We start from the raw sequence: 24,017 nt of genomic DNA on the forward strand, positions 1-24,017 counted from the left end.
GATACCACGATTGCCGCGGCGGACTATGATGCACCGCAGGGCTATGTGTACAGCCCGGTAGCAGCGGACCAGTCCAGTGCGGTGACGGTTGACGACAAGACGGGCGCCGCAACCCCGGCGACGGTTGTCTTTACGGTTGTTCCGGAAGAAGCCAAGACGATTGAGTATGTACTACAGTACAGAAATACGGTAGACGGCGAATTGCTTACGGAGACCAAAACGGTTTCCCTGGAGGTCCCGGGCGAATACACCATTGCAACGCCGGGTTGGGCAGGAAGAACTGAGACCATTACGGCCCCGCTGCCGGAGGGCTATGTGTTCGCCCCGGCTGCACAGTCCTTTGATGTATCGGTGGATGCGAAGGGCGTTGCTACTCCGGAAACCGTTACATTTAAGGTGAAAAAACCGTTATCTGTTGGTGTGGTTGTGGCAGTAGATTTAACGGATTACTTTAATGAGACTACAGTACCAAATGATGGTTTGAAGTTGACAGAAACGGTAACGATTACAAAGGATAACTTTAAGACTTTGTTAGGGCTGAATAACTATGAGTTGTATCCTGAGACTCAGAGTCAGACAATTACAGTTGCAGAGGGGAAAGCAACTCCAGCTACAATTTCCCTGACGGTTCGCAAGGTCGATACGGAAGGAAAGACCGTGCTGAACATGGCAGATGGTATTGACAATATCCGTTTAGCTATGGATATGGATTTCGTTTTGGAAAATAATATTAGTATGGCGAAGTTTGGTTCTACTTTTAAGCCTATCGGATGGACAGATGCAAGTGATGTAACCTTTACAGGTTCATTGGATGGTAAGGGTAACGAAATTTCGCAATTGGGAGCGGATTGGGCGCCCAATAATACGACAGATAATACAAATGTTGGCCTGTTTGCTTTGAATGGAGGAACAATAGAGAACCTCAAGATTTCAACAGCAGGTTTGGGCGTTCTCGGAGGTCGTGATGTAGGTATTGTGGCAGGACAGAATACGGGTGTGATTTCAAACGTACATACAAGCGGATATGTTGGAGCGATTTATAGAGGTTACGGCTCCAATGATGCAGGAGGCATTACTGGCCTTAACAGAGGTACTGTACAATACTGTAGCTCGGATGTATCAGCTTATGGTTACACGTACGTTGGTGGCCTTGTTGGTAAAAATTATAACAAGATTGATCAGTCTTACACGTTTGTAGAAATTAACGCTGAAGTTAGCGATAGTGACATTCTGAATAGTTCAAAAGTATATTGTTACTTAGGAGGAATTGCAGGAGGAAGTGTAGGGACGGTTTCCGATTGCTATGTGATTCAATCCGGTAATATTAGAGGCGAAGAGTCTGTTGGCGGAATGTTAGGTACAAACGGCGGAACATTGGAGAACTGCTTTATTGATCAGCAGAGTTATTATTTGACTGCTAATAGAAATGTTAGTGAATACGTTGGAGCAACACAAGGAATAAGATCGAATTTGTATGTCATGAATAACACAGATGGAGACCCCTATGGAATTACGTCGGGCAAGGTGCTTACTGGTTTCGACACCTCGGTCTGGTCCTTTGCCGCAGGCGAGTACCCGGACTTGATGAACAACAGAAGATAAGTTTTTTATTGATATGTCGCAAAGCAGAAAGCCCCGGCGGGAATTCCCGCCGGGGCTTTTGTGTGGTGCTGCGCCATTTGCAGATGAAACGGGCCATACGTTCATGGGTTGGGAGCCCTGCGTCACCATTCGCGTGTGTATCCTTGCTGTGGGTTTGCATCGTAAAGCAGCGCAGGGCGTCCTGCGTTTCTAGAATTTTTGAGAAAACGTGTTTCCAAAGCGGAAACCCGCGTTGGAAATTGAACAGATGGGGCGGTGTTGGGGTTGTGTTGACGGAATTCGGCACTTCCCTTTGCAACGTTACTTCCCAACGGTGTTCCCGCACTTATAAACGACCTGTAAATCAGGTTTATTTTATCAAAATTCCTGAAAATATATTGACATTTCATCGTAAAAGTGTATAATAATATATTGATAAATTGTTAAAGATTTATCAATGTTGATTTGATTCTACATATTTGGAGGTATTTGTCATGTCCAGATTTACCCTTCCCCGCGATATTTATTACGGCGCCAATGCGCTGGAAAACCTCAAGAACCTGAAAGGAAAGAAGGCTGTCCTCGTTTTGGGCGGCGGCTCCATGAAGCGCTTTGGCTTTGTGGACAAGGCCCTGGCTTATCTGAAGGAAGCCGGCATTGAGACCAAGCTCATCGAGAACGTGGAGCCCGATCCCTCCGTGGAGACCGTCATGAACGGCGCCGCCGTAATGCGCGAGTTCGAGCCCGATTGGATCATCTCCATGGGCGGCGGTTCCCCCATCGACGCAGCCAAGGCGATGTGGGCGTTCTATGAGTATCCCGAGACCACGTTCGAGGATCTCATTACCCCCTTCAATTTCCCGGAGTTGCGCCAGAAGGCCAAGTTCTGCGCCATCCCCTCCACCTCCGGCACCGCTACGGAAGTGACCGCCTTCTCCGTCATCACCGATTATCAGAAGGGCATCAAGTACCCGTTGGCAGACTTCAACATCACCCCGGACGTGGCCATCATCGATCCGGCCCTGGCCGAGACCATGCCTCCCAAGCTGGTGGCTCACACCGGTATGGACGCACTGACCCACGCGATTGAGGCCTATGTGTCCACCTTGCACACCGTGTTCACCGATCCGCTGGCTCTGAAGGCGATCGATATTGTGAACAGCGATCTCATTAAGTCCTTCAACGGCGACATGGCTTGCCGTGAAGAGATGCACTATGGCCAGTGCTTGGCGGGTATGGCGTTCTCGAACGCCCTGCTGGGAATTGTCCACTCCATGGCGCACAAGACCGGCGCTGCGTTCTCCACCGGCCACATCATCCACGGCTTGGCGAATGCGATGTATCTGCCCTATGTCATCGCCTACAACGCCAAGGCAGACGGCGTTGCGGAGCGCTATGCCGACATCGCCCGCACCATGGGCGTGACCGGCGATACCACGGCTGAGCTGGTCGAAGGCCTCCGCGCCAAGATCCGCTCCATGAACGACACCATGGGCATCCCCAACACGCTGAAGGACTTCGGCATCATCGAGTCCGAGTTCCAGGAGAAGCTGAACACCATCGCGGAGAACGCTGTGGGCGACGCCTGCACCGGCTCCAACCCGCGCCCGATCGACCCCGCTACCATGGCGAAGCTCTTCACCTGCATCTATTATGGAACGGAAGTTGATTTCTAAGAGACGTTCCTTATCCTGAATAATCCCCAAGGACGTACGGCTTGCAGCCGTACGTCCTTCTTTTTTGAAAGTATGGCTTTGCTGCTTCTTTGGCTGTCCCCCTTTCCGCCCGTATATTTTGCGGTTTTGCCCGCTTCAATACAGGCCGGGCAGATCCCTCTATCAAAGCGGTCCAGCTTCATCCATGTTTTTCTGCTTGTGCCCCGAATAAAAAGGGCTTTTTAGCCTTCATCTGCCCCAAGGACGGGTTTTCCTCTTTCAGCGGCAGGGGCTTTCCTTGCAGATCGGGCGGCGCCTGCTCCGCTCGTTTTGCCGGGGCCTCTGCTGCTTTTCCGCCTTTTGCTGCATGCAGCTTTGCGTCCTTTAAACAAGCGCGATTCGTTTTTTCATACATTTTTTCATGCAGTCCGCAGAACCAGGGAGTTCCCAAACTTTATGGGAAACGAAGGGATTTCCTTGTTATGCATGCCAACGGCCGGTATAATGATGCTGAAACCACGGATGGACCCAAAAGGATGGAGGAGGAATGGGAAACTCATGAAACGAGGGATCGGATTTTTATTGAGCCTGGCGATGCTTTTGGCGGCTTTGGGCCCGATCGGAGCGGGGGCGGCGGTTGCCAAGGCCGCGGAGGGCGATTTGCCCGAATCTTATTATGTACAGCCTCCCGTGGGGACGTGTGCGTCTTGCGGCGCGCCCCTGTTTGCGCGGGAGGGCAATTGGGCGGAAGACCAGCGGTGTTACGACTGCTGGGCGAATGACCGGAACAAATGGAGCATCGTCCTTTGGACGCCGCCCCGCCCGCATTGTGCGCACTGTGGAAATTCCACCCTGGGGAACACCTCCGGCTTGTGCGACGGTTGCGTCATGGCGGGCTGTGGGGAACACACCCAGACCGTTGCGGTTGTGGATAAAGCGACGGGAAAGCCGGTGGAGGGCGCGATGGTGACAGGCGGGGCCTTGGGCCCTGCGCAGACGGACGCCTCCGGGAAGGCCTCGAAGAGCGAACCGCACATGCACCTGGACGGGACCGCGGATGTGTTGGTTTCCTGCGACGGCTATCAGAGTCAAAAGCTTTCCGTGGCCGTCCGGGAGCTGGCCGAGACATTGACCGTGGAATTGGAACCCCTGCCGGAGGCGTTTACCATTCCGCTGGATCTTTCCTCGTTTGTGGGGGAGGCTTACGGGCCGGTCCTGTTGAATGCGGAATGGCAGCTGGAGCCGCTCCCCTTCCCGATCAAAGTGGATCACCTGCTGTCCAATGAGGTGACGCTCACGCGGGATCCGGAGACCGGCGAGTACAAAGGGTCGTTCCAGCTCAACGGCTTGGCAGAGCTGCTGTTCCAGGGGAAGGCCGCCGTCGAAGGCGAAGTAACCGCCCGGTGGGACGAGGAACAGGCCCGGTTAGAGCTGGTCAACTCGGATGTAACGGCTTCGGTCACGCTCTCGCAGGATCTGAGCTATCTATTCCTGGGGGTTGACGGGGAGCTGACGCCGCAGATTCGCCTGACCGGGGCGTATCAAGACGACGGTTCCCTGCATTTGGTGCCGGCGGTCTCCTGCTCCGGCTCGGCGTACGCCTACCTGGGGAAAAAATTGGAGCAGGAAGTCCTCGCGGGAAAAGTCAAATTGAAGCTCGGCGCGGAATTGACCGGCGGCGTAAATTTCACCATGCAAGCGGACCTGGCCAACGGCGAAAACGTCCTACAGGACTTTGTGCAGTTGGGCGGGAATCTGCGCGCGGTGGCCAAGCTGTTGGGGTTTGAACGCACCTGGGAGGGATATTATTGGCAGTATTACCCCGTGGTCTCCGAAGAGGATGGCCCGGCGTATGAACCGCCGCAGCCGGTAGACCGTTTCCCCGGCCGGAGCGAGACCGGCACCGCTGGTGAGGACAGCCAGCAGTTCCGGCCGGACGCAGCACCCGCCTTCCCAACGGAAGAAGGCGACCCGGTGGTGGAAAACGCTGGGGATCATGCGGACCCGGTGCTTGTGCCGTTGGGCAACGGCTCGGTTTCTTCCGGGACTTCTGGCAAGTACAATGGGGCGGCTGCGTTGTTTTGGGTGGAGGATGCAACGGAGCGCACGGAGATCAACCGGTACCGGTTGGTCTACTCCCTGTACGACGGCCTCCACTGGGGCGATCCCACGCCGGTTTACGACGACGGGACGGCGGATTTTGCCCCGCGCGCCGTAACGGTCAACGGGGAAGTGTACCTGCTTTGGCAGAGCGCCAACCAGGAATTTCCCGGGATGGTCAACTCTTCCGAATATGCGCGTTCCATGGACCTTTATGCGGCGGTGCTGCGGGACGGCCAAATGCAGGATGTGACGAACCTCACCGAGGAAACCGGCGGGTACTGCGGGATGCACAATCTGGAAGTGGTGGACGGGAACGTTACTGCGGGCTGGTTGGCAAACGACTCCGGCGACCTCCTGTTTGCCGAAGGGCAAAACCATCGCTACGAAGCGGTTTACGAGCAGGGGACCTGGAAGGTACAGAGGGAGGACGCGGTCGCGGAAGCGAGCGCTCCCGGGATGCAGGCGCTGGAGCTGATGGTCCCGCTGGGGCAGGCGGACGCAGCGGAAAGCGTTGAAGCGGCGGGAACGAAGTTCTATTGCCGGGAGGACGGCTCCATCGCCTGCGAACGGCAGGGGGAGGAGCTGATCCTGGCGCCGGACGCACAGACGTCTTCGTTTGAAACCGTGACCAATGGGGAACTGGTATTCCTGTATTGGCTGCATGCCGGGGAAGAGGGCGCATTCCGACTGGACGGCGCGTTTTATCACCCTGGAACGGGAAAATGCAGCGCCGCCCAGACGTACCTCGGCCATGGGAATGCGCTGCATGGAATAGATGCCTCGATGGACGGCGGCGGGAATGTGCTCATGGCCTACCAGTCGTCCGATTGGAGCGGCACGCAGCGGCGCTCCTATGCGTCCAGCGACCTGATGACCGCGGTCATTGCGCCGCCGCAGGACATGGCGGACGGCGGCGTTCCGTGGGTTTTGCCCGCTGTGTCCGGCAGCGTCCTGGTCCTTGCGGTTGTGGGCGCAGTTATATTCCTGATGCTCCGCAACCACCGGCAGCGGAAGGGATAAAGAGGGCTTTGCGAACGGAAAGAGCGAATCGTGAAGGCTGTTTGACAGGCAGAAAAAAACGGATATGCGCGGAAGTGAAGCGCATATCCGTTCCTTTTTGTCTTTATGTTCTTACAGGGATTTGCATCCTGCTTTGCAGGAAGGCGAACCGGCGTACATCAATATTGGATCGCGCTGAGCAGCTCGTCCATCTTGTTCCGCTGGGCCAGCTTGCCAGTCCCATAGAGCACGGTATCCTCGATGCGGGCGATCACAAAATACAGTTCGCCGTTTTCCACCGTATATTTGCTGTAGGCGGCAGAATCGACATTTGTAGTTCTTTCTGCGGTTTTCGGCTCCCCGATGTACTCTTTGAGGCCGTTGTACGTGGTTGTCGCCGTCTCCTGGTCTTTACAGACGGCGAAGTCGATCTGCATATCGATGGTCTGGTCGTACGCGGTGCGGGCGGAGACATAGGTTTCCGGATCGACGCTGGGCGTTTCGACCGTAAAGCCGACCGCAGAAGCCTGCGTTTCAAATTCTTCCGCCGTGACGGGCGTGCGCGCGGAACATCCAGTGCAGAACAGGGAGATCAGGACCACCAATGCAAGCAGGCGTGCATATATCGTTCGTTTCAATGGTATACCTCCTATCAATGAAATTTTCTTTTGTACAGAGATTCCAGTGGGCCATATGCGGCAAGCCACGGGAAAAAGAAAAGTCTTCCCTTTATTATACGACTTTTTTCGGATTTGTATAGAGGCAAATGCCTAAAATATATAAAATCCTATGCATTTATAAGGGGGATTATCGGCATATGTATCAACCGGCGCCCGAACCGGGCGTTGAATCCCCATAGAACTGAGCAAGATGGGCGGCCAATCAAAATGCGGCAGCAAGCACTATGCCCGGATGGATTCCCAAATGGATTCCCGTGCCCGAAAATTTGCCCAGGCAAAGCCTGCATAGTCAGGACTTTCCTGCGGATAATATGGACATGACACCGTTTTCGAAGATTCAACAGAAAGGTCAAATATAGATCATCAGGAGGGAATCAATTTTGAAGGCAACAGGAATCGTAAGAAGAATTGACGACCTTGGACGCGTCGTCATCCCGAAAGAAATCCGCCGCACGCTGCGCATCCGCGAAGGCGATGCGCTTGAAATCTTTACCGACGCGCAGGGCGGCGTTATCTTTAAAAAATATTCCCCGGTCGGGGAGATGTCCACGTTTGCCGGGCAGTATGCAGAGGTCCTGAACAAGGTGACCAACCGGCCGGTGGTCATGTGCGACCGCGACCACGTGATCGCCGTGGCAGGCGTCTCCAAGAAGGAATACCTGGAGCGCCGCGTCTCGCCGGAATTGGAGGAGTATATGCAGAACCGGATGTCCTATCCGAACGGCGACGCCAGCGGGATCCGCCCTGTGGAGGGGATTGACCGCACCGCCTGCATCCTCTACCCGATCATCGCGTCCAGCGACGTCAACGGCGCCGTGGTGCTGCTCTCCAGCGAGACGCAGGAGCCCGCGGGCGAGACGGATGAAAAATTGGTGCAGGCAGCGGCGTTCTTCCTCGCAAAGCAGATGGAGGAATAAAACGCCCGCGGCGGAAGGAAATTTCGAAGGGGAGACGGTGAAGCAACCCTTCTTTTTGAAGGCGGATTTGCCGCTTGACCGGCCAAAGCTGGCCGGCAAGATGGCCGCTTTGCAGAAAATGCGTGGAAAACAAGCGCAGGACCGCAGAAAAACCGCAGTTCTCCGCCGCGTACCCTTGCATTTTTCCAGCAGTTGTGCTACACTATACAAGGTAATATTATGTGAGGATGAAAGAGTGGGGCAACCCACTCTTTTGTTTGCATTATGAGGTGAAACGATTGGCAGCGAAAAAGAAAGGCGGCAATACGGTCGCCCTGGTGCGGCGGCTGGCAGAGCCGATTGCGCGGGACCTGGGCCTGATGCTCTGGGACGTGCGCTTTGTCAAAGAGGGCGCGGATTGGTTCCTGCGCATTTTTATCGACAAGCCGGAGGGGATCGGCATCGAGGACTGCGAGGCGATGAGCCGCGCGATCAACGGCCCGCTCGACGAGCTGGACCCGGTGGAACAGTCCTATTGCCTGGAAGTCTGCTCTCCGGGAATGAACCGCGAGCTCACGCGCGACGAGCATTTCGCCGCGTACTTGGGCGCACCGGTACAGGTCAAGCTGATCCGCCCGGACGAGGACGGGCAGCGCGTGATTGCCGGGATCTTGGAGGATTACCGCGACAGCACGATGATTTTGCGGATGGAGGAAGGAGACGAACGCTCCGTGGCCAGAAAGGACGCTTCCAGCGTGCGGCTGATGGACGACGACTTTGGAGGGATTGAGGAATGAGCGAAGTGTTTGAGGCATTGAGCCTGCTCGAAAAGGAGCGCGGCATCCCGGTGGACTTTATGGTGGACCGCATCAAAAAGGCCATTGTGACCGCGTGCAAAAACAGCTACGGCAACGAGGACACCGTCATCAATATGGACCCCGAGACGGGCGTGTTCGAGGTGTATCTGCGCAAGACGGTGGTCGAGGATGTGGAAGAGCCGGGCAAGGAAATTTTGCTGGAAAAGGCGCGTGAGATCGACCCGACGGCAACGGCCGGGGATACGGTCAGCGTGCACCTCAATACAAAGGAGTTTGGACGCATTGCCGCGCAGACCGCGCGCAACATCATCCGCCAGGGCATCCGCGACGGCGAGCGCGGCCAGATGATGCAGGAGTTCCAGAGCAAGCACCAGGAATTGGTGACCGCCCTGGTGGAGCGCATCGACCCCCGCACGGGCGCGGCAACCCTGCGGATCGGCAAGGCCGAGGCGGTGCTGCCCAAGAGCGAGCAGGTCGGCGGCGAGGAGCTCAAGGAAGGCGACCATGTCAAGGTGTATGTGGTGGACGTCCGCGAGACGGAGAAGGGCCCCCGCGCCATGATCTCCCGCACCCACCCCGATTTGGTCAAGCGCCTATTTGAGACGGAAGTGCCGGAAATCTACGACGGCACCGTCGAGATCAAGGCGGTGTCCCGCGAGGCGGGGTCCCGCACCAAGCTGGCCGTCGTCAGCCACAACGCGGACGTGGACGCGGTCGGCGCGTGCATCGGCGCGCGTGGCGCCCGCGTGTCCAGCATCGTCAACGAGCTGGGCGGCGAGAAGATCGACATTGTGGAATACAGCGACGACCCGGCGAAATTTATCGCTTCCGCGCTCTCCCCGGCGACGGTCCTCTCCGTCGTGACCGCGGAGGACGGTTCGCATGCCTGCCGCGTCACCGTGCCGGACAGCCAGCTTTCCCTGGCGATCGGCAACAAGGGCCAGAACGCGCGCTTGGCGGCAAAGCTGACCGGCTGGAAGATCGACATCAAGCCGGAGAGCGGCTTCTACGGGGAAGAAGAGACTGCAGAGCCCAAGGCCGAGGAGGAGCCTGCCGCCGAGCAGGAACCGGCGGAGGCCGCGGAGGAATAAGCGGCCAAACGGGAGGAAATTCCGGACGGGGGTTCACCCGGTTCGTATCATAGGAATAGGGTGCGGTTGCCGCACCCGCGGAAAACAGGGAAACGGCGCCGCGCGTCCAACGGACGGTTGCACCCAACGGGTGCAAAAGCGCTGGGGAAGGATTCCCCAAGCCGCGGTTGTTTTCATATAGATTCATCAGCGTACGTTTAAGAAATCACAGTCGGGAAGGGCGGTGTGTGCAAATGCATCAAAAGCGGGTCCCCCTGCGCATGTGCGCCGGATGTGGGGAGAGCAAGCCGAAAAAGGAATTGGTCCGGGTGGTCCGTTCACCGGAAGGGGAGATCTCCCTGGACCTGACGGGCAAAAAGCCCGGGCGCGGCGCTTATGTTTGCAAGAGTGCGGACTGCCTCCGGGCGGCGCGAAAAGCGAGGCGATTGGAACGAGCCTTCTCCTGCCAGATTCCCGCAGAGGTCTATGACCGTATGGAGGAGGAGATCGGAAAATGAATGAAAACAACAAGCGGCTTCTGTCCCTGTTGGGACTGGCGCGGCGGGCAAACCGGCTCTCACTGGGCAGCGATCCCGCCGAGGAAGCGCTGCGGAAGGGCCAGGCGCGCCTGGTGCTGCTGGCAGAGGACCTCTCTCAGCACACCGCGGGCGGCGTCCGGTTTGCGGCGGAGGAAGCCGGGGTGGACGTCCTGACAGCGGCGTGCACCATGGACGAAATCAGCATGGCTCTTGGAAAGCGAACCGGAGTTGTTGCAGTGAATGACGCAGGGTTCGCAAAAAAACTGCATGAGCTGTGCGAAGCCGGAACCGGCGAGCAAGTGGTGAAATGAGGAGGAATTTCGTATATGATGATTAAATATCGCGTTCACGAGGTGGCAAAGGACCTGGGACTCCCGAACAAGGAGGTCATCGACACCTTACAGAAATACACGGGCGAGACCAAAAAACATATGACCGCTCTGACGGAGAACGAGCTGGATGTCGTGTTTGAGGAATTCACGCAGAAGAACCGCGTGGAGAGCTTCGACGAATATTTTGCAGACCAGAAGGAACCGGCGGTGACGGTCACAGTGGAGCAGGAACCCGCCGCCCCGCAGAAGCCCGCCGCGCCCGCGCGCCCGGCACAGCCGCAGCAGGGCGGAAACCAGCCGGCCCAGGCGAAGGCGCCGCAGCAGAACGGTGCGCAGGGGCAGCAGGGGAATGCGCCGCGCCGTCCGGCGGTAAAGCCGGGCAAGATTACGCCGGTGCGCCCTGCGCCGCAGCAGAACGGCAACCAGCCGGCCCAGACGAGGGCGCCGCAGCAGGGCGGTGCACAGGGCCAGCAGGGGAATGCGCCGCGCCGTCCGGCGGTGAAGCCGGGCAAGATCACGCCGGTCCGTCCCGCGCCGCAGCAGAATGGCGGCCAGCAGCCGCATAAGAAGCCGGGCGCGCCCATCCCGCCGCCCCGCCCGATGCAGACCGGCGCGCCGAACACCACCAACGTCAAGCGCGGAGAGGGCCGCCTGGTCGATACCCGCGCCTCCCATGTGGAGCTGGATAAATACAACGAGAAGTACGACCGCCTGGCCTCCGAGAAGGTCCGGACGGAGAACATCGTGCAGAAGCAGAAGATCACGCAGCGCAGCAGCCAGTACCGCGGCAAGCCGCGCAACGCCCGCCGGGAGACCGAGGCGGAGCGCCTGCGCCGCATCGCGATGGAGCGCAAGGCGAAGCCGATCACTGTCACAATCCCGGAGGAGATCACGGTCAACGAGCTGGCGCTCCGCCTGAAGGCGACGGCCGCCGAAGTCATCAAGAAGCTGATGGCCAACGGCGTGTTCGCAACCGTGAACGATACCATCGATTTCGACACCGCCTCCCTGATCGCCATGGAATTCCATGCGAAGGTGGAGAAGGAGGTCGTCGTCACGATCGAAGAGCGCATCATCGACGACAGCGAGGACGACGAGGCGAACCTGGTGCCGCGCGCACCGGTCGTGGTGGTCATGGGCCACGTCGACCACGGCAAGACCTCCCTGCTGGATGCGATCCGCCACGCGCATGTGACGGACACCGAGGCGGGCGGTATCACGCAGCACATCGGCGCCTATCGCGTCAAGATCGGCGACCGCGACATCACCTTCCTCGACACCCCGGGCCATGAGGCGTTTACGACCATGCGCGCCCGCGGCGCACAGGTGACGGACATCGCTGTGCTGGTGGTGGCTGCGGACGACGGCATCATGCCGCAGACGGTCGAAGCGATCCACCATGCAAAGGCAGCGAACGTCTCGATCATTGTGGCGATCAATAAAATGGATAAACCGGGTGCAAACCCGGATCATGTGCTCCAGCAGCTCACGGAATATGAGCTGGTGCCAGAGGAGTGGGGCGGCGATACGCCCTGCATCCGCGTCTCCGCGAAGAAGAAGGAAGGCATCGACGACCTTCTGGAGATGATTACATTGGTGGCCGATTTGAAGGAACTCAAGGCCAACCCGGACCGCGCCGCCAAGGGCACGGTGGTGGAAGCGCGCCTGGACAAGGGCCGCGGCCCAATCGCCACCGTTTTGGTGCAGAACGGCACCCTGCATACGGGCGACATCATCGTCGCAGGCACGGCGGTCGGCCGTGTGCGCGCGATGACGGATGAAAACGGCAAGCGCATCCAGTCGGCCGGCCCGTCCGTCCCGGTGGAGATCACCGGCCTGGACGACGTGCCCGCGGGCGGCGACATCATGAACGCCGTCTCCGACGAGCGCCTGGCGCGCGAGCTGGTTGAACAGCGCCGCAACGAGCAGAAGGAAGCCATGTTCAACTCACAGACCAAGGTCACGCTGGATAACCTCTTCGACCAGATGCAGCAGGGCGAGATGAAGGAACTGCAGATCATCGTCAAGGCCGATGTGCAGGGCTCTGTGGAAGCGGTGCGCCAGTCCCTGGAGAAGCTCTCCAACGACGAGGTGCGCGTCAAGGTCATCCACGGCGGCGTGGGCGCGATCAACGAGTCCGACGTCATGCTCGCGAATGCATCGAACGCCATCATTGTCGGCTTCAATGTGCGTCCCGACCCGGTGGCGGAGGACAATGCAAAGCGCAGCGGCGTGGATATGCGCCTCTACCGCATCATTTACGATTGCATCGAGGAAATGGAATCCGCCATGAAGGGCATGCTGGCGCCGAAGTTCCGTGAGGTCCAGCTGGGCCGCGGCGAGTGCCGCCAGGTCTATAAGATCTCGAATGTCGGCACGGTCATCGGCGGCCATGTCACCAGCGGCAAGATCACCCGCACGGCGGACATCCGCGTGGTGCGCGACGGTATCGTGATCGCGGAGGACAAAGTTTCGTCCCTGAAGCGCTTCAAGGACGACGTGAAGGAAGTCGCCGACGGCTACGATTTCGGCATGACGCTGGAAAAATTCAACGACGTCAAAGAGGGCGACGTATTGGAAGCCTTCACGATGGAAGAATACAAAGAGGACTGACCGGTTTTGCCGGTTGTCCGGGACGGCCCGGGGCGCGCTGGCGCGCTGCGGCCGCGGAGGTGAAACAAGATGCCAAGCCATAGAATGGGACGGACGACGGAGGACATCCGCCGGGAGCTCACCGCGATTTTCCGGGAGCTCAAGGACCCGCGCGTGCAGGGATTAATCAGTATTGTGCGCGTGGATGTGTCGAGCGACCTCTCGTACTGCACCGTCTATATCAGCGCGATGGAAGGCATGGAGCACGCAAAGCAGGCGACACAGGGCTTGAAGTCCGCCTCCGGCTATATCCGCCGGGAGCTGGGCCAGCGGCTGCGCCTGCGCCATGTGCCGGAGATGCACTTTAAGGCGACGGACTCCATCGAATACAGCGCAAACATTTCGAAAATTTTAAACGACCTGCCGCTTCCCAAGGAGGACGGACAGGAGGAAGAACCCTAACCAACCGCCGGGGGGAGCCCCGGGGGAACGCGGGGCGGCGGGGACGTGCGCGCGGTCCGAAGGGACCGCGCCCGGGAATCCCTTTGGGATTTCCCGGCGGGGATTCGCAGGAATCCCCGGCACGTCCCCGCTTCAGGCGTTCCGCACGCTTTTTGCTTTGGGGGCCGGGGCCAAACAAGCCGGGCGGACAACCCCAGGCCGGAAGGGATCCCCGGCGGCTGCCTGCGGGCAAGAACGGGAAGAATTTTGAAAACAGACGGAGAAGACATTCCGGAGACCGAAAGGGGAGTGTAGCAAACGATGATCAGCCTGGATGACGCGGCGGAGTATCTGCGCCGTGCGGACGACATCGTCATTTTGAGCCATCAATTCCCGGATGGGGATACGTTTGGTTCGGCCGCCGCGCTTTGTATGGCGCTGCAAAGCATGGGCAAACGCGCCAAAACGCGCTGCCGCCATGCGGTCAGCGCAAAGTACGCCTTTATGTTCCGCGGCGTGAAAAAACAGGAATTTGAGCCAAAGACGGTTGTGGCGGTGGACGTCGCGGACATCGACCTGCTGGGCGAACCCATCCGCGAGGAATACGAGGGCCGCGTGGACCTCTGCATCGACCACCACGCGGGCAACCGCACCTTTGCAAAATACACGTATGTGGACAGCACAGCCGCCGCGACCACGGAGATCATCTATGCGCTCATCACCAAATTGGGTGCGAAGATCACGCCGGAGATCGCCCAGGCCATCTATACCGGCATCACCACGGATACCGGATGCTTTAAATATACGAACGCGACGCCGCGCACGTACCGCATCGCCGCGTGCATGATGGAGACCGGCATCGACGCGGCCGCCATCAACCGCGAGATGTTCGATACCAAGACCCGCGCCCGGCTGGAGATGGAGCGCCGGGTTTTGGACTCCATGAACTTCTACCTGGACGACCGGTGCGCCGTCGTATACATCCTGCGCGATATGATTGCGGAATCGGGCGCCTGCGAGGACGATTTGGAGGGGCTGGCGGCCATCCCGCGCCAGATCGAAGGGGTGCTGGTCGGCGTCACCCTGCGCGAAAAGAAAAGCGGGGAATACAAGGTCTCCCTGCGCACACAGGAGCCGGTGAACGCGGCGCAGATCTGCGCGCTGTTCGACGGCGGTGGCCATGCGTGCGCGGCGGGCTGTACGCTTCCGGGGCCAAAGGAAGCGGCGACCGAGCGCATCGTCGCCGCAATCGGCGCGTATCTGGAACAGCAGAAGGAGGACGGCCGGTGAACGGCGTCCTGGTGGTGGACAAACCGGCGGATTACACCTCCTTCGATGTGGTCGCCGTGGTGCGGCGCCTCGCCGGGCGCGAAAAGACCGGGCACACGGGGACACTGGACCCCATGGCGACGGGCGTCTTGCCCATCCTGCTGGGGAAGGCGACCCGGGCGGCGTCCCTGTTGGAGGACACCAGCAAGGAATACCGCGCGGAATTCGCCTTCGGCTACGCCACGGATACCCAGGACTCCACCGGGGAGGTGCTCGCGCGCAGCGATGTGCGCGTGACAAAGGACGCGCTGCTGGCGGCGCTCCCGCATTTCCGTGGAAATATCCTCCAGGAGCCGCCGATGTACTCCGCTGTGCGCAAGGATGGCAAGCGGTTGTATGAACTCGCGCGCCAGGGGATCACGGTGGAGCGGGAAAAACGCCCGGTCACGATTGAAACGCTGGAATGCATCCGCTTTGACGAAGCCTCCCAGACCGGCGCGCTGGAGGTGCGCTGTTCCAAAGGGACCTATATCCGCACCCTGTGCGCGGACATTGCCGCTGCGCTCGGCACATACGGCGTGATGACCGCGCTGCGGCGGACGTCGGCGTGCGGATTCTCATTGGAGGACGCCGTCCCCCTCGACGGTGCGCGCGCTTTGGCGGAAGAGGGGAAGCTGGAATCGCGCGTGCTCCCGGTGGACCGGCTGTTTTCCGAGCGGCCCGCGCTGCGCGTGTCGGCGGCACAGGCGGTCCGGTTCCGCAACGGCGGAAGCCTCGACCTGGGGCGTACGGCGCTCGCTAAACAGAATGCGGCGGACGGGCTGCGGCTGCGGGTGTACGGCCCCGAGGGAACCTTCCTGGGGCTGGGGACCGTGGACCGCGGTGCAAACGAATTAAAAATTTTGAAGCTATTCGTCTGACGGCGGCGCAAGGGAGGCCGGCCCCCGCAGGGGCGGGCTGGGAGCCCTTTCAGGCTGCCGGCGGACGGGCAGGGAGATAAAGGAACCATCTATGAACGTATACCATGATTTGACTCCGGGCGCGCCGCGGGCCGCGGTCGCTCTCGGCTGCTTTGACGGCCTGCATCTGGGGCACCGGCGTGTGATCCGCGCGGCGTGTGCGCCGGGCCTGACGCCGTCCGTGCTGACCTTTGCGGACCCGCTCGAGGAGCTGGGCGGGAAATCCGGCGGGCAGCTGGTCACCAAACGCCAAAAGCTCCACCTGTTGGAGCGGATGGGCGTGCAGCAGGTGTATTCCCTGCGCTTCGCGGCGATCCGGACCATGAGCCCGGAGCAGTTTGTGGACGAAGTCCTGGTGCGGGTCTGCCACGCCTGGAAGGTCTGCTGCGGGTTTAACTTCACTTTTGGCTACAAGGGCGCGGGCACGCCGGAGATGCTCCAGGCGCTCTGCGAGGAGCGCGGCATCGGCTGTGAAATCGTGCCCGCGGTGGAGGTGGACGGCGAGACTGTGAGCTCGACCCGCATCCGCGCGCTGGTGCAGCAGGGGGATGTGGCGGCTGCGGAGCGGCTGCTGGGGCGGCCGTTCGGCTACGATTTCGAGATTGTGCGCGGCCGGCAGCTGGGCCGCACCATGGGCACCCCGACCATCAACCAGGTCTTCACCGAGGGCTTTGTGCTGCCGCGCTTCGGCGTATACGCCTCCCTGGTCAGCCTGAACGACGGCGATTATTACGGCGTCACAAACGTCGGCGTGAAGCCGACCGTCGGCGCGGACGCGCCGCTGAGCGAGACCTGGATCCCCGAATACCACGGCGAGGAGCTGTACGGGGAAAATATCCGCGTGGACCTGATCGATTTCATTCGCCCGGAGAAGAAATTCAGCGGGATCGAAGAGCTTCAGAACAACATCCTGCAAAACGCGGAGACGGCAAAAAAGATCATTTCCGCATATTTACAAAAGGAAATGCCCGTGGTATAATACCTGTAGTTTTGCCCCGGAAATATGGGGCGTGCGAGGCTACCCTATTCCCGGTTGCAGGGGTAAGCCCGGTCGGGCAGACACCGGCCTGCTACTGTGAATATGGGCGCATAGAAAAGGGGTTTGCCCCCAAATTTTAGAAAAGGTGGAAAAGCACATGCTGAAAGAAGAAAAGACAGCCATTATCCAGGAATATGCGATGCACGAGGGCGACACCGGTTCCCCGGAAGTCCAGATCGCAGTCCTCACCAAGAGAATCAACGATCTGACGGCGCATTTGAAGATCCATCAGAAGGACCATCACTCCCGCCGCGGCCTGCTGAAGATGGTTGGCCAGAGAAGAAACCTGCTCAACTACCTCATGCGTGTGGACATCGAGCGCTATCGTACGATCATTGCCAAGCTCGGCATCCGTAAATAAGAAAACATTGGCTGGGGCAGGCGGCATTTTGCCGTCTGCCCTTCTGCGCGTTCAGGCAGAGGGAGGCGCCGCCGCGTCAAGCGCCGGTTGCCGCCTGTTTGCCCGATCCCGATGGGAAGTGCAGGCCTTAGCCGTGAAACGAACGCCGCGCCCGGCGCGGGGCTGGTTTCATTGCTAAACCTGTTTCCTCCCGAAGGGGTTGCAACCCAATGGACAGATTGACAGACGCCCTTGGAAAGGGCCGGACGGCCATTTTTGCCGGTTGCCGGTGGGCTTTCCGGGGCAAGATGAGAGAACCATGCATTTCTGATTCTAGGAGGAGACAAGATGTTTGAAAATTTCAGAACGTTTGAAACGGATTTTGCCGGACGTCCGCTGGTGATTGAAACCGGCAAGATGGCGCAGCTCGCAAACGGCGAATGCCTGGTCCGCTACGGCGACACCGTGGTGCATGTCGCGGTGACCGCTTCCGCGAAGCCGCGCGAGGGCGTGGATTTCTTCCCGCTTTCCGTGGACTTTGAAGAGAAGCTCTATGCGGTGGGCAAGATCCCCGGTTCCTTCCTCAAGAGGGAGGGCCGCCCGAGCGATAAAGCGATTTTGACGTCCCGCGTGATCGACCGCCCGATCCGCCCGCTGTTCCCGAAGGACATGCGCAACGACGTCTCCGTCGTCTGCACCGTGATGAGCGTGGACCACGATTGCCTGCCCGAGATCGCCGCCATGGTCGGCACCTCCATCGCGCTGACCATCTCCGACATCCCGTGGAACGGCCCGATCTCCGGCGTATCCGTCGGCCTGATCGACGGCGAATATATCATCAACCCGACCTCGGAACAGCGTGAAAAGAGCCGTATGGCCGTCACCGTCGCTTCCACGGACGAGCGCATCGCCATGATCGAGGCGGGCGCGAAGATCGTCACCGACGAAGAGATGTACAACGGCATCATGGCGGGCCACGAGGCCAACCAGAAGATCATCGAGTTCATCAAGGGCATCCAGAAGGAGATCGGCAAGGAGAAGTTCAGCTACCCGAGCAACGAGCCGGACGAAGAGATGCTCAACGCCATCAAAGAGTTCGCCATGGAGGACGTGAAGTACGCCCTCGATACGGACGACAAGAACGTCCGCGACGAACGCCTCAAGCCGATCTATGAGAAGGTGCATGAGAAGTTCGACCCGATCTACCCCGAGCAGGAGGCCAAGATCGAGGAATGCATGTACCGCACCCAGAAATACATTGTCCGCCGCTGGCTGCTGGACGAGCAGAAGCGCGTGGACGGCCGTCAGATGGACCAGATGCGTCCGCTTGCGGCAGAGATCGACCTGCTCCCGCGCGTGCACGGTTCCGGCATGTTCACCCGCGGCCAGACGCAGGTGCTCACTGTAGCGACCCTCGGGCCGGTCAGCGACCAGCAGATGCTGGACGGCATCGACGAGGAGGAGTTCAAGCGCTATATCCACCAGTACAATTTCCCGTCCTACTCCGTCGGTGAGACGAAGCCCAGCCGCGGCCCGGGCCGCCGTGAAATCGGTCACGGCGCATTGGCAGAGCGCGCACTGGTGCCGGTGATCCCGTCGGTGGAGGAATTCCCGTATGCGTACCGCCTGGTCTCCGAGGTGCTTTCCTCAAACGGTTCCACCTCCCAGGCGTCCATCTGCGGTTCCACCCTGGCGCTGATGGCGGCCGGCGTGCCGATCAAGGCGCCGGTGGCCGGCATCTCCTGCGGCCTCATCACAGAGGGCGAGCGCTGGATGACCATGGTGGACATCCAGGGCGTGGAGGACTTCTTCGGCGACATGGACTTCAAGGTCGCGGGCACCAAGGAGGGCATCACCGCCATCCAGATGGACCTCAAGATCAGCGGCCTGACCCCGGAGATGGTCAAGGAAGCGCTGGAAAAGACCCACAAGGCCCGCAACTACATCATCGATGAGATCATCCTCAAGTGCATTCCGGAGCCGCGCAAGGAGCTCTCCAAGTATGCGCCGAAGATGATGAGCACCGTGATCCCGGTGGATAAGATCCGCGAGGTCATCGGTTCCGGCGGCAAGGTCATCCAGAAGATCTGCGCCGAGTGCGACGTCAAGATGGATGTGGAAGAGGACGGCCATGTGTTTATTTCCGGCCTCGATAAGGACAATTGCCAGCGCGCACTGACGATCGTGGACACCATTGTCAACGATCCGGAGCCGGGCGCCATTTACAACGGCAAGGTCACGCGCATTATGGACTTCGGCGCGTTTGTAGAGATCGCCCCCGGCAAGGAGGGCCTGGTGCATATCTCCCGCCTGGATGTGAAGCGCACCGAGAAGGTGACGGACGTCGTCAACGTGGGCGACGAGGTCATGGTCAAGGTGCTGGAGATCGACGACAAGGGCCGTTTGAACCTCTCCCGACGCGATGCGCTGATCGAGGTGGAGGGCCTGGTGCCGGAGAACACGATCTCGGATTCCCCGCGCCGCCCGGAGCGCCGCGACGGAGGGCATTTCCGCCGCAGAGACGACCGCCCGCGCGCCAGCAACGGGTTTATCGCCAATACCAATAAGAAGCCCAATAAATAAGAAGGCAGGAACTGGCTGCCCTGGGAGCTTCCCGGGGCGGCCTTTTTGCACCCTTTGGGGATTCTTTCCCGGGCAAAGGGCGGTTGTATGCAAGGCCCGTTCCCCAATCGGGACGGCGGTTGATGGCCCTGGATATCGATGTTTTACCAAAAGATAGCCAAGCCGTACAAAATTTTTGGAAATCCTTTGCTTTTTCTTCGGATAAATACTTGTAACAGATGGGGGAAATGGCGTATAATAAACATGAGTTATACCGTCCTCCGTTTAGGTTGAGGGCGGCAGTTGCAGAAGGAGCGTGAGAGGATGGACAAGACAAAAAGGCATCTCGTTTTATCGATTGTCTCGTTTTTGCTTGTGTTGACGCTGTTGGGAGGGACCACCTTTGCTTGGTATATGGATGCCGAGCAGGTAGGTTCAAATTTTCAAGCCGGCGTGTTGGATGTCGATTTGACAGAGGGCAACACTGAAGAGGTTGTGCCCTTGAATTTCACCAACCTTCGCCCGCTGACCATTGATCAGCTGCGCGATGCGTTCCAAATGGATGAAGACGGGGTCATCACCAATAAAAACCAGGAAGGCTTTGAAGGTGTCCCGCTGTATTTCTATCAGGTGAATGTGGAAAACAAGGGCACGCTCCCGGCGCGTATCAACTTGGCGGTTCGGGAGCAGGCAAAGGGCAGCGATCCGGACCTCCCATATGGACATACGATCCCCAATATGGTGGACAACGGCACGGGCGGCGTCCAGGTGGATGAGAACGAGCCGGAGATTGCCTGCCAAAACGATCTGCGCGGGGTGCTGCATATCCAGCTGTACCGGGTGGCAGAGACGGCGGACGGCTACGCGCTTCAGCCGATTGACAACGGCGCAGGGGACGGGGACATCGACGGTACCGTGACCCTGTGGAAGGACGGAAAGCCTTCGGATTATGAAGTGCCGGAAATCCTCCGAGCGGGGGAAAAGGATTCTTACATTGTAGCGGCGTGGCTGCCGGTGACCGTTGGCAATGAGGGCCAGGGCAAGCACTTCCATGCGTCCCTGTATGTGAATGCGGGCCAGGTGGACGAAGGCGCGCGTATGGCGCCGCTGCCCGATTGGGGCGATTCTTCGGAAGGAGAAGGCGGCGAGCAGGGCGGTCAGGAAGGCGGCGAAACCCAGGACAAGGTTCAGGCGACGGTTAAGGTCTATTATCAAACGGTGGACGGTACGCGCGCCTTGGTAAAAGAAGTCGACCGTGCAATTGAAGCCGTCCCGGGTTCAGTCGACCTGAAACCGCTTGCCAGCGAGCTGGAGGGCACCGGATACCGTCCGGCCAATATGGACGAGACCTATATCATCACCCTGGCGGAGGATGGGACCGTCACGTATCAGGGCGAGGACACGGCGGCGGCCTTCACAGTGGAGGAGGACGCATATGTGGACGATACCAGCAAGGACTTTGACAGTGGCGACGGCACGAAAGAAAATCCGTTTTTGATTATGAACGCCCGCCAGCTGGACAATGTGCGCAAGTATATGGGCTCGTCGACAAGGGGCGATTTCTATTACTTTGAGATCGGCCGCAATATCGACCTGACGGGCTACTACGGCGAAACTTGGGCAGAACAGGGTTGGACCGAAGACCGGGGCTGGATGCCGATCGGTTGGACGCCGGATAGCAACACAAATTGCGACGAATTCTGGGGTAACCTGGACGGACAGGGCTATACCATTACCGGATTGACGATTCATAATCCCACGAATGTGCAGACCGGATTGTTCGGCTGGGTCAAGGGGCAGACCGGTCATGAGGATGCCGGTGTCATTCGCAATCTGAAGGTTGAGGAACCCGACGTGTGGGGCCGTATGAATGGATCAACAAACTCTACGCTTGCAAGAGTGTGAGTGATTGCTGGCTATATTACCACTGGAAGTGCGACGATTGATAACTGCCATGTTATAGGTGGTTCTGTTAAAGGCGGAAAAGAAGGAATCCCTTCGCAGCAGGTTGGTGGGATTGTTGGATATGCAGGTTCCGGAAGTGAACCGATCACGAATTGTACCGTTACCGATCTTGATGTAACCGTATTTGTCACAGAAGCAGAAATTGAGGATGATCCGGATGCATATGCAAAGCGTCTGCTTGTTGGTGGGAAAGTTGGCTCTGTAGGCTGACCGGTTCATTCCACCGGTTCCGGCCGTGTGAATGGAACAGAATCTTCCATTTCGTTTGAATGACTTTTCCGGGCGTTGTTCCCGTGAGTCCATGAAGCAAGCAAAATCAGGGGCAGATTTACAGTCTGCCCCTGATTTTTTATGTTTCTTAAAGGTATTTTAAAGGACGGCCCTTGGCTGCCACGAGCAGGCCACACGGCGTGGGAAGGCCCTTCTTTTTTTCGCCGGGCGGCCTGCAACCGGTTACAATCTTGCTACCTTTCGACAAAATCCGCGCGATCCCCTTTCCCAGACAGCCTTCCTGTGTTATAGTGGAGGAAATCCAAAAGAAGGGAATCAGGAGCTATGAAAAAATTTATGCAGGAGTTTAAGACCTTTGCGCTTCGCGGAAACGTGATGGACATGGCGGTCGGCGTAATCATCGGCAGTGCGTTTTCCGGGATCGTCACCTCCCTGACGGATAATTTTATCAACCCGATTTTGAACCTGGTCACGGGCGGCGCGACATACACCTTGCAGGACGTTGCAAGCTTCGCGTCCAGCTTCCTCACCGCTGTGGTGAATTTCCTGGTTATGGCGTTTGTACTGTTCTGCCTGCTCAAGGGAATGAACAAGTTGGCCTCCTTGGCCCATAAAAAAGAGGAGGCGCCCGCCGCGGCAACGACGAAGAAGTGCCCGTATTGCAAGACGGAAATTGCAATCGACGCGACCCGCTGCCCGCATTGTACGTCGCAGTTGCTGGATGTGGAAAAGCCGTAAGGCGTTTGGCAGGGCGCGGCAAAACAGGGGATTGCCTTTTGGGGTTTCGCACGCGCAAAAGAAGAAACCGCATGGGAAGCGGGCCGGCTGTTGTTGTCGCAGCCGGCCCGTTTTATAAAAATCTGCACCGGTGGGCGGTATGGCCATAAGATAGGGCTGCCCTGCAAAAGGAATCCATCGCGAATGCATTCCGTGTCGAAATCCGGCTTTATTCTGTGCGCCAGACATGCTATAATGGGTGTAAATGACATTCGCTGGCAACGCAGGTTCCCTACCAAAGGGAGGGCCCCCTTGGCAGCTGGACCTATGCGCGGCGGGCGTATGCCATCCAAGAACATGGAAAACTTGAGGGAAAAGAGGATATACAATATGTCGGCAATCACACAGGCAAAGCGGGTTGTGGTCAAGGTGGGCACCTCCACCTTGACCTATGAAAACGGCAAGATCAATTTGCGGCGGATGGAATCCCTGTGCAAGGTGCTCAGCGATCTGCAAAATTCCGGCCGGGAGATCATTCTGGTGACCTCCGGCGCGATCGGCGTGGGCGTGGGCAAATTGGGGCTGACAGAACGGCCGCAGGAGACGGAGAAAAAGCAGGCGCTTGCAGCCGTTGGGCAGTGTGAGCTGATGTTCATGTACGACAAATTCTTTGGCGAGTACAATTGCACGGTGGCGCAGGTGTTGTTGACCGGGGACGTCGTGTCCAGCCCGCACAGCAAGCAGAACGTCATCAACACGTTCCAGGAGCTGATCGCGATGAATATCATCCCGGTGGTCAATGAGAACGATACCGTCGCCGTGGACGAGCTGGTCGGGATGCAGATCGGCGACAACGATACGCTCTCCGCGATTGTGGCCAAATTGACCGACGCGGACCTGCTGGTCATCCTGACCGACATCGACGGCCTGTACGATGCCAACCCCCGCGCGGATTCCAATGCAAAGCGCATCCCGTTTGTGCGCGAGGTCACGCCGGAGGTCATCGCGCTGGCGGGCGGCACCGGCTCCAACCGCGGCACGGGCGGCATGCGGACCAAGGTCAGCGCGGCGGCGATTGCCAACGAAGCGGGCATCTGCTGCTGCGTGATGAGCGGTGCGAATCCCAAAAACCTGTACCATCTTTTCGATGGCGAGCAGATTGGGACAGTTTTCGGCACTGGAAAGCAGTAAAATAAAATCGGGCACCGTCCCGGGAATAAAGAGGTGGA

Annotated in this window: 20 protein-coding genes; 19 read left to right on the forward strand and 1 reads right to left on the reverse strand. The window is 58.7% G+C overall.

What is annotated here, in order from left to right:
* From I2E77_RS08130 to I2E77_RS08140, 3 genes are all read left to right on the forward strand, one after another.
* Positions 1-1,602, forward strand: a 1,602-nt coding sequence (locus I2E77_RS08130) for a hypothetical protein (RefSeq protein ID WP_207738222.1), incomplete at its 5' end; no start/stop codon positions are given.
* A gap of 473 nt (positions 1,603-2,075) precedes the next feature.
* On the forward strand, positions 2,076-3,257 hold the full coding sequence (locus I2E77_RS08135) for an iron-containing alcohol dehydrogenase (protein WP_191448970.1): 1,182 nt from the start codon (positions 2,076-2,078) through the stop codon (positions 3,255-3,257).
* A 537-nt stretch (positions 3,258-3,794) separates the two neighbouring features.
* Positions 3,795-6,359 (forward strand): hypothetical protein, encoded by a 2,565-nt coding sequence (locus tag I2E77_RS08140; RefSeq protein ID WP_195451005.1) that lies wholly within the window; start codon positions 3,795-3,797, stop codon positions 6,357-6,359.
* A 158-nt stretch (positions 6,360-6,517) separates the two neighbouring features.
* Here the strand turns inward: I2E77_RS08140 and I2E77_RS08145 are convergent, their stop codons facing one another.
* Positions 6,518-6,976 carry a hypothetical protein gene (locus tag I2E77_RS08145; protein ID WP_087235072.1) on the reverse strand — a complete coding sequence of 153 codons (459 nt, stop codon included), beginning with the start codon at positions 6,974-6,976 and terminating at the stop codon, positions 6,518-6,520.
* A 422-nt stretch (positions 6,977-7,398) separates the two neighbouring features.
* Between I2E77_RS08145 and I2E77_RS08150 the strand changes: the two genes are divergently transcribed.
* The 16 genes from I2E77_RS08150 to proB all read left to right on the forward strand — a co-directional run bounded on the left by I2E77_RS08150 (position 7,399) and on the right by proB (position 23,979).
* Entirely contained in the window at positions 7,399-7,935 is a 537-nt protein-coding gene (locus I2E77_RS08150; protein WP_191405459.1) for a stage V sporulation T C-terminal domain-containing protein, read from the forward strand.
* 269 nt (positions 7,936-8,204) lie between these two features.
* Positions 8,205-8,711: a ribosome maturation factor RimP gene (rimP, locus tag I2E77_RS08155; protein ID WP_237967088.1), complete on the forward strand. Its 507-nt coding sequence runs from the start codon at positions 8,205-8,207 to the stop codon at positions 8,709-8,711.
* Positions 8,708-9,823, forward strand: coding sequence for a transcription termination factor NusA (gene nusA / locus I2E77_RS08160; protein WP_087235075.1), 1,116 nt, complete (start codon positions 8,708-8,710; stop codon positions 9,821-9,823). The genes rimP and nusA overlap by 4 nt, the downstream gene beginning before the upstream one ends.
* 233 nt (positions 9,824-10,056) lie before the next feature.
* A complete protein-coding gene (gene rnpM / locus I2E77_RS08165; RefSeq protein WP_087235076.1) occupies positions 10,057-10,320 on the forward strand; it encodes an RNase P modulator RnpM in 264 nt (87 codons plus the stop codon).
* Positions 10,317-10,652 (forward strand): L7Ae/L30e/S12e/Gadd45 family ribosomal protein, encoded by a 336-nt coding sequence (locus I2E77_RS08170; RefSeq protein WP_087235077.1) that lies wholly within the window; start codon positions 10,317-10,319, stop codon positions 10,650-10,652. Before rnpM ends, I2E77_RS08170 begins: the two co-directional genes overlap by 4 nt.
* 15 nt (positions 10,653-10,667) lie before the next feature.
* Positions 10,668-13,286: a translation initiation factor IF-2 gene (gene infB, locus I2E77_RS08175; protein WP_087235078.1), complete on the forward strand. Its 2,619-nt coding sequence runs from the start codon at positions 10,668-10,670 to the stop codon at positions 13,284-13,286.
* Positions 13,287-13,355: 69 nt separating this feature from the next.
* Entirely contained in the window at positions 13,356-13,727 is a 372-nt protein-coding gene (gene rbfA / locus I2E77_RS08180) for a 30S ribosome-binding factor RbfA (protein WP_087235079.1), read from the forward strand.
* 300 nt (positions 13,728-14,027) lie between these two features.
* A complete protein-coding gene (locus I2E77_RS08185) occupies positions 14,028-14,996 on the forward strand; it encodes a DHH family phosphoesterase (protein WP_195451006.1) in 969 nt (322 codons plus the stop codon).
* Complete coding sequence (gene truB / locus I2E77_RS08190; RefSeq protein ID WP_087235081.1) at positions 14,993-15,895, forward strand: tRNA pseudouridine(55) synthase TruB; 903 nt, start codon at positions 14,993-14,995, stop codon at positions 15,893-15,895. Before I2E77_RS08185 ends, truB begins: the two co-directional genes overlap by 4 nt.
* A gap of 91 nt (positions 15,896-15,986) precedes the next feature.
* A complete protein-coding gene (gene ribF / locus I2E77_RS08195; RefSeq protein ID WP_191441496.1) occupies positions 15,987-16,913 on the forward strand; it encodes a riboflavin biosynthesis protein RibF in 927 nt (308 codons plus the stop codon).
* Positions 16,914-17,070: 157 nt separating this feature from the next.
* On the forward strand, positions 17,071-17,334 hold the full coding sequence (gene rpsO / locus I2E77_RS08200) for a 30S ribosomal protein S15 (protein ID WP_087235083.1): 264 nt from the start codon (positions 17,071-17,073) through the stop codon (positions 17,332-17,334).
* A gap of 327 nt (positions 17,335-17,661) precedes the next feature.
* The gene (locus tag I2E77_RS08205) at positions 17,662-19,896 is read left to right on the forward strand and encodes a polyribonucleotide nucleotidyltransferase (RefSeq protein WP_191405462.1); all 2,235 of its coding nucleotides are present in this window, start codon (positions 17,662-17,664) and stop codon (positions 19,894-19,896) included.
* A gap of 303 nt (positions 19,897-20,199) precedes the next feature.
* On the forward strand, positions 20,200-21,780 hold the full coding sequence (locus I2E77_RS08210; protein WP_195451007.1) for a TasA family protein: 1,581 nt from the start codon (positions 20,200-20,202) through the stop codon (positions 21,778-21,780).
* Positions 21,781-22,050 (forward strand): GLUG motif-containing protein, encoded by a 270-nt coding sequence (locus I2E77_RS14170; protein WP_195451008.1) that lies wholly within the window; start codon positions 21,781-21,783, stop codon positions 22,048-22,050.
* Positions 22,051-22,395: 345 nt separating this feature from the next.
* On the forward strand, positions 22,396-22,809 hold the full coding sequence (gene mscL, locus I2E77_RS08220) for a large conductance mechanosensitive channel protein MscL (RefSeq protein WP_087235086.1): 414 nt from the start codon (positions 22,396-22,398) through the stop codon (positions 22,807-22,809).
* Positions 22,810-23,178: 369 nt separating this feature from the next.
* Entirely contained in the window at positions 23,179-23,979 is an 801-nt protein-coding gene (gene proB, locus I2E77_RS08225; protein WP_087234357.1) for a glutamate 5-kinase, read from the forward strand.
* Positions 23,980-24,017: the final 38 nt, after the last annotated feature.

Origin of the sequence: Anaeromassilibacillus sp. 1001302B_160321_C8, assembly GCF_015554745.1 — a bacterium.
Lineage (GTDB): Bacteria > Bacillota > Clostridia > Oscillospirales > Acutalibacteraceae > Anaeromassilibacillus > Anaeromassilibacillus stercoravium.

Bases quoted from the DNA above. Each gene is read 5' to 3' on its own strand.
- rnpM (WP_087235076.1), top strand. From the start codon at position 10,057: ATGCATCAAAAGCGGGTCCCCCTGCGCATGTGCGCCGGATGTGGGGAG.
- ribF (WP_191441496.1), top strand. From the start codon at position 15,987: ATGAACGTATACCATGATTTGACTCCGGGCGCGCCGCGGGCCGCGGTC.
- rbfA (WP_087235079.1), top strand. From the start codon at position 13,356: ATGCCAAGCCATAGAATGGGACGGACGACGGAGGACATCCGCCGGGAG.
- I2E77_RS08140 (WP_195451005.1), top strand. From the start codon at position 3,795: ATGAAACGAGGGATCGGATTTTTATTGAGCCTGGCGATGCTTTTGGCG.
- I2E77_RS08205 (WP_191405462.1), top strand. From the start codon at position 17,662: ATGTTTGAAAATTTCAGAACGTTTGAAACGGATTTTGCCGGACGTCCG.
- I2E77_RS08185 (WP_195451006.1), top strand. From the start codon at position 14,028: ATGATCAGCCTGGATGACGCGGCGGAGTATCTGCGCCGTGCGGACGAC.
- I2E77_RS08135 (WP_191448970.1), top strand. From the start codon at position 2,076: ATGTCCAGATTTACCCTTCCCCGCGATATTTATTACGGCGCCAATGCG.
- I2E77_RS08210 (WP_195451007.1), top strand. From the start codon at position 20,200: ATGGACAAGACAAAAAGGCATCTCGTTTTATCGATTGTCTCGTTTTTG.
- infB (WP_087235078.1), top strand. From the start codon at position 10,668: ATGATGATTAAATATCGCGTTCACGAGGTGGCAAAGGACCTGGGACTC.
- rpsO (WP_087235083.1), top strand. From the start codon at position 17,071: ATGCTGAAAGAAGAAAAGACAGCCATTATCCAGGAATATGCGATGCAC.
- nusA (WP_087235075.1), top strand. From the start codon at position 8,708: ATGAGCGAAGTGTTTGAGGCATTGAGCCTGCTCGAAAAGGAGCGCGGC.
- mscL (WP_087235086.1), top strand. From the start codon at position 22,396: ATGAAAAAATTTATGCAGGAGTTTAAGACCTTTGCGCTTCGCGGAAAC.
- I2E77_RS08170 (WP_087235077.1), top strand. From the start codon at position 10,317: ATGAATGAAAACAACAAGCGGCTTCTGTCCCTGTTGGGACTGGCGCGG.
- proB (WP_087234357.1), top strand. From the start codon at position 23,179: ATGTCGGCAATCACACAGGCAAAGCGGGTTGTGGTCAAGGTGGGCACC.